Raw genomic sequence first — 14,843 nt, forward strand, 5'->3', positions numbered from 1 at the left:
CAATCTGACGAAACAACTATATTTCCGCGTGATAAGCCTGTAAAATCGTTTTTTTCAGACGGCCTCAGGAAAATACGCATGTCCGCCTTAATCCCCATCATCAACCACCTGATTCAGCAAAACCCCGAGCATCGGCAGGCTTTGTCAGCCTTTGCCGGCAAGCGTCTGCGCGTGGACATGGCGGGCTTCCGCCTGCAGGGGCAGATTGGCGGGGAAGGCTTTTTGGAATGCAGCGATGCCGAGCCGGATGCCGAAATCAGCTTCCGCAGCAGCGCCATTCCCAAAATCCTGCAAGGCCGCCAGCCCGGCGTGGGCGACATCGCCTTGAGCGGCGATTTGGTGTTGGGCATGGCGCTGCTGCCGATTTTCGGCGCGTTGCGCTACGACGCCCATCAGGATTTGAACCGTCTGTTCGGCGAAGCCGCCGGCGCGGACATCGGCAGCCGCGCCGCGCAAATCGGCCAAACCGTGCGCCAAATCGGCCTGAGCCTGGCCGAGCAGATGAGCGAGTTTTCCCGCGAGCCGGAATCGCCCGTGATTGATCAGGAAACGTTGGCGGCCTGGTTGGAAGAAGTGGACCGGCTGCGCGACGACGTGGCCCGCCTCAATGCCCGCCTCGACCGCCTCGAGCGCGATATCTGGATAGACTGACCCCGTTTGCATTTGACCGCGTGCCGTTTTCAGACGGCCTGCGATTTGGAGTGCCCCGCATGAAAAGCCCGTTTCGCAACATCGGCATCGTAACCCGCCCGAATACGCCCGGCATCGAGCATACCGCGCATCGGCTGATTGATTTTTTACAGCGCGAAGGTTTCGGCATTTATCTCGACGAGCAGAGCGTCGGCGAGCAGGCGCTGCTGCCTGAGGATATCGCCCGCTGCCGCGCAGCCGCCAAAGCCGATTTGGGTAAAACCTGCGATTTGGTGGTGGTGTTGGGCGGCGACGGTACGTTTCTTTCCGTGGCGCGGGAAGTCGCGCCGCGTGCCGTGCCCATGATTGGTATCAACCAGGGGCATTTGGGCTTTCTGACCCAGATTTCGCATGAAAACATGACCGAGGGCTTAAAGCCGATTTTGGAGGGCAAATATCTGCCGGAAGAGCGGATTTTGCTGGAAATCGAGCTGGTGCGTGACGGCGAGGTGTGCGAACGCTCGCTGGCTCTGAACGATTGCGTGCTTTCGCGCGGCGGGGCAGGGCAGATGATTGAGTTTGAAGTGTTTATCAACCGCGAGTTTGTCTATACGCAGCGCTCGGACGGCCTGATTGTGTCCACGCCCACCGGCTCGACGGCTTATGCGCTGGCGGCGGGCGGGCCGATTTTGCAGGCCGGATCGCGGGTGGTGACTTTGGTGCCGATTTGCCCGCAGTCGATGACCAACCGCCCGATTGCGGTGTCCGACAGCAGCGAAATCGAAGTATTGGTGACCAAAAGCGGCGACGCGCGCGTGCATTTCGACGGGCAGTCGTTTCTCGATATCCAAAACCTCGACCGCCTGATTATCCGCCGCTACCACAACCCGCTGCGCGTGCTGCATCCGACTGATTACCAGTATTACCGCACGCTGCGCCAGAAGCTGCATTGGGGCGAGCAGTTGGTGTGATAAATGAAAGACCTGCGCGGGTGTGTGTAAATTTAAAAAAAAGCCGTCTGAAAATGGAGATTTTCAGACGGCTTTTCCCGTTATGTAGGGGAATGGATTTCCTGTTTCGGGGTTTAATGGACATTTAGGATGATTTTTTATCCCATTCTCCTTTATTAAACACCAAGTTGACACACATTGGTAAAAATCGCTGAAAGTACTTCAGCTAGGGGATTTCAGCGATTCTTACCATTCTAAACGGCCATTAGCTTTAATGAGTACTTTTCTTTCAGGTAGGTTGCTATGGTGGAAAGGCTATTCGAAAAAATTCAACTCATCTGAATGAAAGGCGTATAATATATTTTTGAATATCATTCTCATTTTCCGAGTTTAAAAAAATCCAAAACAGAGATATGTCATAATGCTTAAAATTCTCAAACAATTCAAATGGTTTCTTAAAGATTACTGGTGGCGCAAAGATAATATACTGTCTTGGGTGGTGTTGATCGTATTGGTGGCGTTGGGCTTCGGCGTGGTGGAAATCAATGTGCGGATTAACGAATGGAGCAAGTCGTTTTACGATACGCTGGAGGCGTTTCAGGCGGATAAGCTGTATGTATTGATTCAGGAATATTTGGTTTATGTGGCTGTTTTCGTGGTGGCGGCTGTGTATCGCGGCTGGCTGCGCAAACTACTGATTATCCGCTGGCGCTCGCATTTGACCGAACGGCTGCTGGGCGATTGGCTGGAAAAGCGGGCGTTTTACCGCATTGCGCTGAAACAGATCACGGACAACCCCGACCAGCGGATTGCCGAAGATGTGAATATTTTTGTTTCGCGCACCATCGAGCTGTTTATCTCGCTGCTGACCAATCTGGCGCAACTGTATTCGTTTATTGCGATTTTGTGGAAACTGTCGGGTACGCATACGTTTAACATCATGGGGCATGACATTACCGTTACCGGTTATTTGGTGTGGATTGCGGTGGTCTACGCCTTATTCGGCAGTATTTTCACCCAGGTCATCGGTAAAAAACTGCACGAGTTAAACTACCGCCAGCAAAAATTCGAGGCAGATTTCCGTGCTTCATTGGTGCGTAAAAACGATAATGCCGAGCAAATCGCGCTGTATCACGGCGAAAGCCGCGAGCGAGCTACTTTGCGCGGCGAGTTTAACGAAATTATCGGCAACTGGCGTTTGTTGATGAACCGCGAGCGTAATTTGGGTTTTTTCACCACCGCGTACGACCGCTTTTCGCTGATGCTGCCGGTGTTGGCGAGCATACCGTTGTTTATGGCCAAGGCCATTACGTTGGGCGGGCTGATGCAGATTCGCAGCGCGTTTGGTGCGGTGTTTAACTCATTGAGCTGGTTTGTGTTTGCCTATACCATTTTGCCGGAGTGGAGTGCGACCGTGCAGCGTCTGCACCAATTCCGTGAAAACATCCTGACCGAGCAGGACAACGATAAGCCCGCGCCGCTTTCAGACGGCCTTGAAATCAACGGCCTGAATATTTATACGCCGAACGGCGAAGCCATTTTGAGCAATGTGCGCGCCAAAATCAGCCCGCAAAAATGGACGCAATTGGCCGGACGCAGCGGCTTGGGCAAATCCACACTGCTGCGCACCATCGGCGGCCTGTGGGCGGATTACGACGGTGCATGGCAGGCGCCGAAAGGCACCAGCCTGCTGCTGCCGCAACGCACCTACCTCGGCAGCGGTACGCTCGCAGAAATCCTCAGCTACCCCGATACCCATATCCACGACGACCGCGTGTATCACGAATTACTGGCCGAAGTCGGTTTGGAAAAATGGCAGCACGATTTGCACAAAGCGCAAAACTGGGCGCAAACGCTCTCTGCCGGCGAGCAGCAGCGCATTGCCATTGCCCGCGCCTTGTTGATTCAGCCCGATTATCTCTATCTCGATGAAAACACTTCGGCGCTGGATATGCAGTCTGCACGTTATTTGTTGAACCTGCTGAAAGAAAAATTACCGCATACCACCGTCGTTATTGTCAGCCATCAGCCGGAATTGGCGGATATGTATGATGAGGTGTTGGACTTGAGCGCATTTAAAGCTGCTTGAGCGGGGTAGACAGAATCAAGGCCGTCTGAAAAATATTTTTCAGACGGCTTTTTTAGATGCTTTTAAAAGCATTAAATTTTGCATTTTTACCGTCGGATTACATCACTTGGGTGGTCTATCCAACATTTCAGACGGCAAATGGTAGCTCGGACACTTTTGCCCGACAATACTTTCAGACGGCTTGGGTAAGAGTAGGCAGGCAACAGTGCCCGCCCTGCGGGAACTGTTGTAAATAAAATACATTTAAAACTCATCTTTTAAAAAAGAAAGCCCAAATAAAACAACATATTAAAAAATCAGCATAAAGTAATTATTTTTATTTTGGTAGATAATAAAAATCTAATTGATAAGCAATATCAATTAGTGATAAATTTGCGTAAATTTTGTTCCGGAAAATATCAGTTTTTTCCGCATACCGATAAGCCGTCTGAAACGGCGCATGATTAACCGAGTTGATTAGAGATTTCACACCATGAAACCGACCACAATGATGCTGGCCCTGGCTGCCGCGTTTTCTACCCCTTATGCTTTGGCTGAAGAGGATGATGTTCAGACGGCCTCTGACAGCCGGCAGGCCGAAGTCGTACATAATTTAAATGAGATTGTGGTGTACGGCAGTCCGTTCAGCCAGCAAATCGGTACGCAAACGGTGACTCAGCAAGATATTCAAAACCAGCCGACCGGTAACGGTAATCTGACTGATTTATTGCGGGATAACGTGAATGTTCGTTTTTCCAATAATGCGGGCAGCTCGTTGTCGGCGGGTGAGATTTCTCCGGACGAAGTTTCATTTCACGGTGAGAAGTTTTACAACAATAATTTTGTCGTCAATGGTATGTCCAACAACGACAACATCAATCCCGCGCAAGGCGGGGGCGGCAGCAATGCCAATCATGAGCAGGGCTTGAATCCGTATGAGCTGCCGGCCGGCGGTACGCAGTCGTTTTATTTGGATTCCGGCTTGGTTAAAAATCTTGAGGTATTCGACAGCAACGTGTCGGCCAAACACGGTCAGTTTACCGGCGGCGTGGTGGTGGCCAATTTGATTGATGCCGATGTCAAGAAAGCCAGTGGCAGAATCTCATACCGCACCACACGCGATGAATGGGCTGAGTTCCATATCCAAGAGGGTAGGGAAGAAGAGTTTAACGAAGCCAGCAAATATTCCGCCCAACCGCAATTCCGCAAACAGCAATATAGTGCGACCATCAATCAGCCTTTGAACGATAAGTTGGCGGTATTGTTCTCTTACAACCGCAGCGAATCGGATATCCCGTTCCGTCATTCCCAGCTGCGTCCCGCCGACCAAGCGACGGTTGCGGAAGGTACGTACAGCACCAACACCAAGCGCTTGAGTGAAACCTATCTGTTGCGCTCGACCTATCTGCCGGAAAACGGTGATGTGTGGAAGTTTACCGCCATGTACGCGCCGCACGAATTCAAGCTGGCCAAAGGCAATGTGTATAACGGTAACTTTACCAATCAGGGTGGCGGTTATCAGTTTGACGTGAAATGGGATAAAGAATTCGACAACGGCCTGCGTATGGAAAGTTATGCGGGCTATAAGGAAACCGGCGATAAGATTACCCACGACGGCAGCAACTACAATATTTACCGCCGTACCGACAGCATCGGTTGGCGTGCGGCAAGTAATGCGACGACCAATGAGGGCGGCTACGGCAGTTATGAAACCGAAAAACGCACCTTCACCCTGAAGCAGGATTTCAGTGGCCTAAAATTTGATACCGGCGCGTTAAAACACAATCTGATTTTCGGTTGGAAAGCTGATTTTGCCTCGGGTAAATACCGCCGCTTTAATGATGTGGCCAACAACCGTACTTATATCGCTTCAAACCGTGTGGTGTGTAACGGCGCAGATGCCTGTATCGACGGCGAACAATATGCCCGCGCCCGCCGTTTGTATAAAGCCATGACCAATAAGGCCGATGACAATACTTATTCTGCTTATGCGGAAGACCGTCTGAAGTGGAAAAACTGGGAAGCATCGCTGGGCGTGCGCGCCGACCACAGCCAGTTTACCGGCAATACCGATTTTGCCCCGCGCTTCTCTACTTCGTATGACGTGTTCGGTAACAAGAAAACCCGTCTGTTCGGCGGTTTCAACCGCTATTACACCAATTCCATGCTGGCGTACAAACTGCGCGAAGGCATTAACAGCTATACCGACCAAACCCGTACACTGCTTGCCAATGTTCCGCAGGCGTGGGTAGATTCTATCGAGGGCTTGGAATCAGGTGTCGGCCAATGGCACATGGGCGACATCAAAACGCCGTACAGTGATGAAAAAGTATTGGGTTTTGAACAAAATATCGCGGGTGTGGTCGGTACGTTCAAATGGGTCAACCGCCACAGTAAAAACAGCCTGACCCGCAAAACCACCGGTACGGGTACAGACCGTGTTAGCGAGTTGGTTAACTCGGGCTGGAGCAAAAACGACAGCTACACATTGGATGTACGCCCTGAAAAAGCGTGGAAATCCAAATATGCCCATATCGATTGGAGTTTGGGCGTACAAGTCAGCGACAGTAAATCCAACAGCAATACTTATGACGACCCTTTGAACGCCGAAGCGGATAGAGTGGAAAAAGTCATTTACGACGGCAAGCTGATGAATGTCGGCGACCTGCCTCCTGAGGACTACAATCAGCGTTGGCGCGCCTTTGCCACGTTGAACACGTATTTCCCGAAACTGCGCCTGAATTGGAGCCAGCGTTTCAGCTATAACCCGGGTTATAAAAACCGCTACCTTGAAGAAAACAATGTAGCCTGCTCGATGAGCGTGTGCGGAGATTACGGCGGCGAAGTCGATGTGTACAATACACAGAAAAACGGCAGCATGTTCTTAGTTGACTGGCGTTTTGTCTACAAACAACCGACTGTCCGCAACCAGTCGCTGGACATTACCTTGGATATCAACAACGTATTCAACAAACGCGCCGTTGTGCGCACCACCAGCTCGACCAAAACCTATAAAATGGGGCGCAATTTCTGGCTGGGTGTTGCTTATAACTGGTAATTTTATATGACGCGGTATTTTCAGACGGCCTTTACGTTTCCCTAGGCCGTCTGAAATGCTTTTTAACGACTCACAAAAGACCTCAAACCTTATGAATGCTTTTATCCCCCAAATCATCTTTGCCGCAGCGGTATCGACTGTCGCCGTCGGCGCTTACGCTGAAAATACCTACAGTACAGGCCGTCTGAATAATGGGCTGGTGTACCATGTGTTAAACGTACCCTCGGAGCCGGGGCGGGTTGATGTGCGCGTGCAGGTCGGCGTGGGGGCGAGCGATGAAAACGGTACGTCTGAAATCGGCGTGGCGCATATGGTCGAGCACATGGTGTTCCGCGCCGCACCCGATTATCCGCAAGGTGTGGGCGAAACGCTGATTCAGCAGGGCTGGCGGCGCGGCGCGAATTTCAATGCCATGACCAACTACGAACGCACGCTGTATATGTTCAGCCCGAACAAGGGCAAGGTGCAGTTGGATGAAACGCTGAAAGCTGCCGCAGCGATGATGACACCACGCCCGTTTGCACAGGCCGATTGGCAAAAAGAGCAGCAGATCATTGAGGCCGAATGGCGCAACGGTTTGGGCGTGGCCGAGCGCATGAACCGCAAGCGCAACGAGGTCATCCGCAGCGGCAGCCGCCAGTCGCGCCATGCGATTATCGGCACGCAAACTAGCATTCAAAACACGCCGGTCAATGTATTGGAAGATTTCCACCGCCGCTGGTACGTAGCCAACAATATGCAGGTTATGATTTCCGGCGATATTACGCCCGAGCAGGCACGCCCGTTGCTGGAAAAATATTTCGGCCGTCTGAAAACCGGCGAGCTGCCCGACCGCAGCGGTGCGTATTACGAGCCGGTATTGCAAAACGGCTGGCACGTCAACCAGCTTCAGGATAAAGACAGCGGTGGCAGCTTCGTAGCCGTATTGTTCCGTCAAAACGACGCGCCCTCGCGGGTTTACGACAGCGAGGCCGGTACGCGCGCGCGCATGGTCGACCGCTTTGCCGCACGGATTCTGGCTCAGCGTGTGAAAAACGAATTGAAAGACCTGCCAAAAGCAGTCAGCACCATTACCGCGCGTAAAAGTGATATCGGCCGCGAAAGCATCGCCATCGGCTTGGTTGCTTCGGTTACCCCCGACGGCCATAACCAAGGCCTGACGGAGATTTTGAAACTGCGGGAACGCATTTTGCGTGCACCGGTCACGCGGGCTGAGTTTGACGATTACATGAAAACCATGCGCAGCACCATCGCACGGGCGAAACAGAAAACCACGCTGCCCGAGCCGTTTGGCGATGCGATTCAACTGGTCAGCGAAAACGCCTTAAACGGCAAACCGGTACGTACCCAAGCGCAAAACGCTGCCAGTGCCGAGCCGGTGTTAAACCGCTTGACGCCGTCTGAAATTACCGCGCGTTTGCAACAATGGCTGAACGCTGATGACAAGCTGGTGCAAATCCAAGCGCCTAGCCTCACCGAAATCAAAGGCTTTCCGAACGCCGCACAAATCGAAGCTGAAGCCGCCGCTCTGCAAACCGCGCAACTGCCGCCGTTGCAAGCCAAAGCCGAAGCAGGCAAGGGCGCGTTTACCGCCAAAGCGAAAAAAGGCGAAATCACTGCCGAAAGCTACGACCAATCATTGAAAATTACCCGTTGGACGCTGCAAAACGGCGATAAAGTGGTGCTGCTGCAAAACCCCGTGGCCGCCGGCAAGGTTTATCTGCAAGCCTACGGCGCGGCGGGCTTTATGAGTAGCAACCTCAATCCGTGGCAATCGCAGCTGGCGCAGCAGATTGTATGGCAGTCCGCTCCGCAAGGTTGGACAAACGAGCAGTTGAACGAGTGGAAAAAACAGCACAAACTCAGCCTGAATATGCGCCTGAATGCGACCAATAGCAAAGTGGACGGCAGTGCCGCCGATAAAGAAGCAGAAAACCTGTTCCGCCTTTACCAAGCCTATTACACCACGCCGCAAGTGGGCGAAGATTACCGTGATGCGATTATGACCATGATTCGCCGTTTGACCATGGATGAAACCGCTTCCCGAGCGGCTAAAGAAAAAGCCGTCACCGATTTGCGCTTCGGCGGCAAAGCCTATCTGTCGCCGACGCAGACGGATTTGGAAGAAACCGAAGAGCCGCAACTGTTGGCACAATGGCAAAGCCTCAGTCAAGCACCGACCACCTACTATATTTTGACTGCGCAAAAACCGCGCAAAATCAAGCCATTGGTCGAACAGTATCTGGCCGCCATCGAGCGCAAGCCGGTTGAAAGCGCCAAGCCGTATCAGGCCTTGAGCGGCGACAAAGTCGAGCGCCAAAACGTCAACGCCGAAGCGCGTACCGATGTCGCCGCCTGGTCGTTTAGCGATGAAAAATGGTCGCCGCAAACCGCCGCCCAAACCGCCATTTTGCGCACCTTGGCCTACGAGCAGCTCAAAGCTGAATTGCGCGACAAAGCGTTGGGCGTGTACAGTCTGAAGTTTGAAACCACACTCAATCCCGAGACCAATCGGGTTGAAAGCGAACTGCGCTTCACTACCACCGCCGACAAAGCCGACGGACTGTGGAAGCTGGGCGAAACCACGCTGGCCAAACTGCCGCAAACCATCACCGAACAGCAAGTCGCGCCTTTGCGCAGCAACTTTGTCGAGCAGGAAAAAGGCCGTCTGAAAAACCCCGAAACCTGGCTCAACCGTTTGGTATTGAGCGAGCAGCATTTCGGTGACGCGCGTTATCTGAATGAAATGGACAAACTGCCCGAAGCCATCACGGTGGAAAAATTGCAGGACACCGCCCAATTATTGTGGAACCCGCAAAACCGCCGCGTGTTGATTGCCGATCCCATGAAGTAAGGGGATAGGCATGAAAAAAGCCGTCTGAAAATGGAGATTTTCAGACGGCTTTTTTCCCGCTATACAAGAGAACAGATTTCCTGTTTCAGCGTAAAAGAGTAAAAATTCTAGAGAAATTATCTTTATTTTGAATATTTTTTAGGGATATTCCCCATTGTTATTTTTTCGCTTTGGTTAAAAACGGTTAAGAAGGCGGCGTATAATAAATGCTTCCCGTATGACAAAGATGAAATAAGATGTCTGCAAATCCTTCCCGTCAAACCTGGTCGAGCCGTTTGACGTATATTCTGACCGTGGCGGGCGCGACGGTCGGCTTCGGCGCTACTTGGCGTTTCCCGTATTTGGTCGGTGAAAACGGCGGTGGCGCTTATGTATTTTTATTCTGTATCGCGATGTTTGTCATCGGCATTCCGATGATTTTGGTGGAAAACGTGATTGGCCGCCGCCATAAGGTGAATGCGCTCGATGCGTTCGGCGGCGAGATGAACGGCCGGCCGGTGGCGAAAATCTGGAAGCTGGTGGGCTGGATGGGTCTGCTCGGCGCGTTCGGCATTATGGCGTATTACATGGTGCTGGGCGGCTGGGTTATCAGCTATATCGTCAACATTATCGGCGGCGGCTTGGATGTGTCGCAGCCGGTGGACGGCGCGCTGACTAAGGCGTTTTTTACCGAACATATTGAAAACAGCCCGTGGGCCATCGCGTTTTATACGCTGCTTTTCGTGGCGGTGAACCAGTGGATTTTGGTGAAAGGTGTGATTGGCGGGATTGAGAAGGCGGCCAAGTATTTGATGCCGCTGCTGTTTGTGTTTCTGATTGCGATGGTGATCCGCAATGTGACGCTGCCGGGCGCGATGGAAGGGATTGTTTTTTATCTGAAACCGGATTTCAGCAAGGTTACGGCGGAGCTGTTTGTGTTTGTATTGGGGCAGGTGTTTTTTGCCCTAAGCCTGGGCTTCGGCGTGATGATTACGTTGTCGAGCTATTTGGATAAAAACGAAAATCTGGTGCAGACGGCGGTGATTACGGCGGTTACCAATACCGTGATTGCGGTACTGGCGGGCTTTATGATTTTCCCGTCGCTCTTCAGCTTCGGCGTGGCGCCCGATTCCGGCCCGACGCTGGTGTTCCAAAGCCTGCCGATTGTGTTTTCGCATATGTGGGCGGGGCCTGTGTTTGCGGTGATTTTCTTCAGCCTGCTGCTGATTGCGGCGCTGACGACTTCGCTGACGATTTACGAGGTGCTGATTACCACCATTCAGGAGAAAACCAAAATCCGCCGCAGTATGGCGATTACGCTGGTGTTGGGCGGGATTTTCCTGCTGGGCAATATTCCGTCGATTTTGAGCTACGGCCCGTGGCGCGGGGTATCGGTGTTCGGCATGAATATTTTTGATGCGTTCGATTATATCAGCGGCAATATCCTGTTTATGCTGACCGCGCTGGGTTCGGCGCTGTTTGTCGGCTTTGTGATGAAAGACGAGGCCAAAGACGAATTGCTGTATCAGGGCAACCATGCCACGGTGAATATTTGGTTCAATTATGTGAAATACATTGTGCCGCTGGTGATTTTGCTGATTTTCTTCAGTAATCTGCTTTGAGTCATGAAAAGCCGTCTGTTTTCAGACGGCTTTTGCATGGCCTGAACGGCGGTTTTGAATTACAATGCCTTACATTTGCAACAACAGGCAATAAGATGCGTATTTGGATTGTGGTCGCGCTGGCCGCCGTATTGGTCGGCTGCGGGCAGGAAGGGGCGGATGCCCTGCAGGAAAACATTGAGCGGCAGGTTCGCAGCGGCTTTGTGAGTGTCGCCGAGGAGCAGTGCATGAACCGCCTGCCTTCGGGGCATCCGCTGTTTGACGAAGAAAAAGCGCGGCAGATTTGCGGCTGTACGGCGCAGAAGTTGGCCGATAGTCTGGCTGCCGGAGATTTGGCCGCTTTGGCGGGCGGTGAAATCGGTAAGGAGGCCGCCGCAAAAATCCAAGATGCCGCGCTGGCGTGTGCCAAAGAAATGATAACGCCGGGCAGCCGCGCCGCTTCTGCGCCTTAAAGGCCGTCTGAAAAAGCGTGCAATAGGGCGGAATTGCCCTGGGTGCGCGGCTGCACTCCCATATTGTTTTAATCGGAAGGTTAAGTAACCTACTGATTTTATTCGATAAATATATTTAACCGTTGACAATAGAAAAGAGCCAGTTATGACTACTTTAGCCCAATTTCTTCCGCAACATCTGCAACAACACGCCATTCCCGCCGAGCTTGGCAGCGTCTTGGCAACCGTTGCCGCCGCCTGTATCGACATCAACGCCAAAGTCCGCCTGGGCGCGCTTTCGGGCGTACTCGGCATGGCAGGTACGGGCAATGTGCAAGGCGAAGATCAGAAAAAGCTGGATGTGATTGCCAACGATATGCTGATTGCCGCGCTGCAGGCCGATGCCAATGTGGCGGGGCTGGCGAGTGAGGAAGAAGATACGTTTGTGGCCGCGCACCCCGACGGCGGCTATCTGGTGCTGTTCGACCCGCTCGACGGCTCGTCCAATATCGATGTGAACATTTCCGTCGGCACGATTTTCTCGATTCTGCCCAAGCCCGAAGGCGCGTTGGATACGCAGTCTTTCCTGCAAAAAGGCAGCGCGCAGGCCGGCAGCGGCTATGTGCTTTACGGCCCGCAAACCCAGCTGGTGTTTACTTTGAAACACGGTGTATTCGTGTTTACCCTCAATGAGCAAAACGAATTCGTGCTGACCCAGGAAAACCCGCAAGTGCCCGCGGCGACCAAAGAATTTGCCATTAATATGTCCAACCGCCGCCATTGGCTCGCGCCGATGCAGCAGTATATCGACGAACTTTTGGCCGGCGACACCGGCCCGCGCGGCAAAAACTACAATATGCGCTGGGTCGCCAGCATGGTGGCGGAAATCCACCGCATCCTGATGCGCGGCGGCGTGTTTATGTATCCGCAAGATACCCGCGATTTGAGCAAACCGGGCAAGCTGCGCCTGATGTATGAAGCCAATCCGATGAGCCTGATTATGGCGCAGGCGGGCGGCGCGGCCGGCAATGCCGTGCAGGATATGCTCGACATTCAGCCCGAGGGCCTGCATCAGCGCGTGGCCGTGGTAATGGGCAGCGCGGAAGAAGTGGCGTATGTGACCCGTCTGCACGCGCAGGCATAAGGTATAGTCATTGAAAATAAGAATGATACGGCGTTGCTGCGCCTTGTCTCATTCTTATTTTCTTCGACTATATTTTGCATCAAAAAGGCCGTCTGAAAATAGGCTCTATTTTCAGACGGCCTTTTTTCGGGCGGAACAAGCCGATAGGCAGAAACATTCGCAAGCGTTTACGCCGCGCGGTGTTTCTTGCGCCGCAGCCATTTGGTTAACACGCCGCCTTCCCAGCCGAAAACCACCGACACCAAATACAGCGCGCCGCAGCAGAGAATAATGGCCGGGCCGGACGGAATTTCGACATGGTAGGAAAACAGCAGCCCGACGAAGCCGCACAGCAGCGCCAGCAGCGCCGCAAGCGCAATCAGCATACCGAGGCTTTTTGCCCACAGCCGCGCCGTAATGGCCGGCAGCATCATCAGGCCGACCGACATCAGCGTGCCCAATGCCTGAAAACCGGCTACCAGGTTCATCACCACCAAAATCAGAAACAGCACATGCCAAAAGCCGCCTTTGCCGCCCACTGCCTGTAAAAACAGCGGGTCTATGCTCTCCAGTACCAAAGGGCGGTACATCACCGCCAGCAGCAGCACCGTCAGGCTGGCGGCGGCGGCAATCAGCTGCAGGGCGGGGATATCGACCGCCAATACCGAGCCGAACAGCAGGTGCAACAAATCGACGCTGTCGCCGTTTTTGCTCACCAACACCACGCCCACGGCCAGGCTGGACAAATAAAATGCGGCGAAATTGGCATCTTCTTTCAAACCGGTAAAGCGGCTGACCAAGCCAGCCAGCAGTGCCATCAGCAGCCCCGCAGCAAAGCCGCCCGCGCTCATGGCCGGCAGGCTCAATCCCGCCAGCATATAGCCCACCGCCGCACCGGGCAGCACCGCGTGGCTCAAGGCATCACCCACCAGGCTCATGCGGCGCATCACCAGAAACACGCCCACCGGCGCCGCACTCAGCGCCAGGCAAAACACCGATACCAGCGCGTAGCGCATAAAGTCGAACTCGACAAACGGCGAGAAAATCAAATCGTAGGCATTCATAGCGTGTGTTTAAAATTGGGAGAAGCGGGCATCGGCAGCTGCCGGGCGGCATATTCAGACGGCATCAGGCCGCGCACCAGTCGGCGGATTCCTGCTTTTGCACGGCAGCATTGGCTTGGGATAAAAATTCGTCGGTCAAAACTTTTTCGGTCGCGCCGGCGGCGATTTTTTCGCGTGCCAGCAGCAGCGTATGGGAAAAATAAGCGCGCACCTGCTCGTAATCGTGCAATACCGCAATCACGGCCTGGCCGTCGCGGTGGCAGCGGCGCAAAACCTCCAGCAGCGCATAAGTCGTGCGCGCATCGACCGCGTTAAACGGCTCGTCCAGCAGCAGGAATTTCGCATTTTGTGCCAGCATACGCGCAAACAGCACGCGCTGAAACTGACCGTTGGACAAATGGGCAATCTGCCGGTCGGCAAAATCGCGCATCTCCACCCGCTCCAGCGCGGCATACACGCGCTCGCGCTGCGCGGCGTTGACGCGGCCGAAAAAGCCGATTTCATACCACAAACCCATAGCCGCCAGCTCGAATACCGTCATCGGCTGGCTGCGGTCGATTTCCGACTGCTGCGGCAGATAGGCAATGTCTTTGCGCTGCAGGCCGACCCAGTGCACATGGCCCGTATCGGCCTGCTGCAAACCCATCACCGCTTTGAGCAGCGTGGACTTGCCCGCGCCGTTGGGGCCGAACACCGCCCACATCGAATGGTCGTCAAACGTCATATCGATATGATGCACCGCCGGGCGGCGGCGGTAGCTGACGGTCAGGTTGTCGATAACGATGCTCATGAGCCGACCGCCCAGAAATACAGGCCCCAAATCGCAGCGGCCGCCGCCAGCGCAATCAGCAGGCGCTGGAGCAGCCCGGTCAGTAAAATGGAATTCATCATGCAGACTTTCAGACGGCCGCACGCAGCGGCGTACGGCGGAATGGAAAAGGGAAGTAGATGATACAGTATAACATTATGATTGTATAGGGGCGGGGTAGGGGGTGTTAGAGAGACGGCAGTTATGTTTTTTGAAAACCATCTGCCGTGGGTCGTGCACTTTTGCCCGACGATTC

10 protein-coding genes are annotated in these 14,843 nt (G+C 53.5%); 8 read left to right on the plus strand and 2 right to left on the minus strand.

Annotation, left to right across the window (positions count from 1 at the left end; genetic code table 11):
• The first annotated feature begins 78 nt into the window (after positions 1 to 78).
• From BDE01S_RS00630 to BDE01S_RS00665, 8 genes are all read left to right on the plus strand, one after another.
• The gene (locus tag BDE01S_RS00630; protein WP_066075826.1) at positions 79 to 651 is read left to right on the plus strand and encodes a ubiquinone biosynthesis accessory factor UbiJ; all 573 of its coding nucleotides are present in this window, start codon (positions 79 to 81) and stop codon (positions 649 to 651) included.
• A gap of 59 nt (positions 652 to 710) precedes the next feature.
• Positions 711 to 1,601: an NAD(+) kinase gene (locus tag BDE01S_RS00635; protein ID WP_066075829.1), complete on the plus strand. Its 891-nt coding sequence runs from the start codon at positions 711 to 713 to the stop codon at positions 1,599 to 1,601.
• Between the two features lie 400 nt (positions 1,602 to 2,001).
• Positions 2,002 to 3,669 carry an ABC transporter ATP-binding protein/permease gene (locus BDE01S_RS00640; protein ID WP_066075832.1) on the plus strand — a complete coding sequence of 556 codons (1,668 nt, stop codon included), beginning with the start codon at positions 2,002 to 2,004 and terminating at the stop codon, positions 3,667 to 3,669.
• A gap of 472 nt (positions 3,670 to 4,141) precedes the next feature.
• Positions 4,142 to 6,706 carry a TonB-dependent receptor plug domain-containing protein gene (locus BDE01S_RS00645; RefSeq protein WP_082790374.1) on the plus strand — a complete coding sequence of 855 codons (2,565 nt, stop codon included), beginning with the start codon at positions 4,142 to 4,144 and terminating at the stop codon, positions 6,704 to 6,706.
• 91 nt (positions 6,707 to 6,797) lie between these two features.
• On the plus strand, positions 6,798 to 9,560 hold the full coding sequence (locus tag BDE01S_RS00650) for a M16 family metallopeptidase (RefSeq protein ID WP_066075839.1): 2,763 nt from the start codon (positions 6,798 to 6,800) through the stop codon (positions 9,558 to 9,560).
• A gap of 236 nt (positions 9,561 to 9,796) precedes the next feature.
• Positions 9,797 to 11,161 (plus strand): sodium-dependent transporter, encoded by a 1,365-nt coding sequence (locus tag BDE01S_RS00655; RefSeq protein WP_066075842.1) that lies wholly within the window; start codon positions 9,797 to 9,799, stop codon positions 11,159 to 11,161.
• Between the two features lie 95 nt (positions 11,162 to 11,256).
• Positions 11,257 to 11,613 carry a hypothetical protein gene (locus tag BDE01S_RS00660; RefSeq protein ID WP_066075845.1) on the plus strand — a complete coding sequence of 119 codons (357 nt, stop codon included), beginning with the start codon at positions 11,257 to 11,259 and terminating at the stop codon, positions 11,611 to 11,613.
• Positions 11,614 to 11,758: 145 nt separating this feature from the next.
• Positions 11,759 to 12,736 (plus strand): class 1 fructose-bisphosphatase, encoded by a 978-nt coding sequence (locus tag BDE01S_RS00665; RefSeq protein ID WP_066075848.1) that lies wholly within the window; start codon positions 11,759 to 11,761, stop codon positions 12,734 to 12,736.
• A 167-nt stretch (positions 12,737 to 12,903) separates the two neighbouring features.
• Here BDE01S_RS00665 and BDE01S_RS00670 read toward each other — a convergent pair whose 3' ends face one another.
• Entirely contained in the window at positions 12,904 to 13,779 is an 876-nt protein-coding gene (locus BDE01S_RS00670) for a metal ABC transporter permease (RefSeq protein ID WP_066075851.1), read from the minus strand.
• Between the two features lie 64 nt (positions 13,780 to 13,843).
• Complete coding sequence (locus BDE01S_RS00675) at positions 13,844 to 14,569, minus strand: metal ABC transporter ATP-binding protein (protein WP_172459271.1); 726 nt, start codon at positions 14,567 to 14,569, stop codon at positions 13,844 to 13,846.
• Positions 14,570 to 14,843: the final 274 nt, after the last annotated feature.

It is taken from the genome of Bergeriella denitrificans NBRC 102155, from assembly GCF_001592185.1.
Lineage (GTDB): Bacteria > Pseudomonadota > Gammaproteobacteria > Burkholderiales > Neisseriaceae > Neisseria > Neisseria denitrificans.

Bases quoted from the DNA above. Each gene is read 5' to 3' on its own strand.
- BDE01S_RS00630 (WP_066075826.1), top strand. From the start codon at position 79: ATGTCCGCCTTAATCCCCATCATCAACCACCTGATTCAGCAAAACCCC.
- BDE01S_RS00635 (WP_066075829.1), top strand. From the start codon at position 711: ATGAAAAGCCCGTTTCGCAACATCGGCATCGTAACCCGCCCGAATACG.
- BDE01S_RS00640 (WP_066075832.1), top strand. From the start codon at position 2,002: ATGCTTAAAATTCTCAAACAATTCAAATGGTTTCTTAAAGATTACTGG.
- BDE01S_RS00645 (WP_082790374.1), top strand. From the start codon at position 4,142: ATGAAACCGACCACAATGATGCTGGCCCTGGCTGCCGCGTTTTCTACC.
- BDE01S_RS00650 (WP_066075839.1), top strand. From the start codon at position 6,798: ATGAATGCTTTTATCCCCCAAATCATCTTTGCCGCAGCGGTATCGACT.
- BDE01S_RS00655 (WP_066075842.1), top strand. From the start codon at position 9,797: ATGTCTGCAAATCCTTCCCGTCAAACCTGGTCGAGCCGTTTGACGTAT.
- BDE01S_RS00660 (WP_066075845.1), top strand. From the start codon at position 11,257: ATGCGTATTTGGATTGTGGTCGCGCTGGCCGCCGTATTGGTCGGCTGC.
- BDE01S_RS00665 (WP_066075848.1), top strand. From the start codon at position 11,759: ATGACTACTTTAGCCCAATTTCTTCCGCAACATCTGCAACAACACGCC.
- BDE01S_RS00670 (WP_066075851.1), bottom strand. From the start codon at position 13,779: ATGAATGCCTACGATTTGATTTTCTCGCCGTTTGTCGAGTTCGACTTT.
- BDE01S_RS00675 (WP_172459271.1), bottom strand. From the start codon at position 14,569: ATGAGCATCGTTATCGACAACCTGACCGTCAGCTACCGCCGCCGCCCG.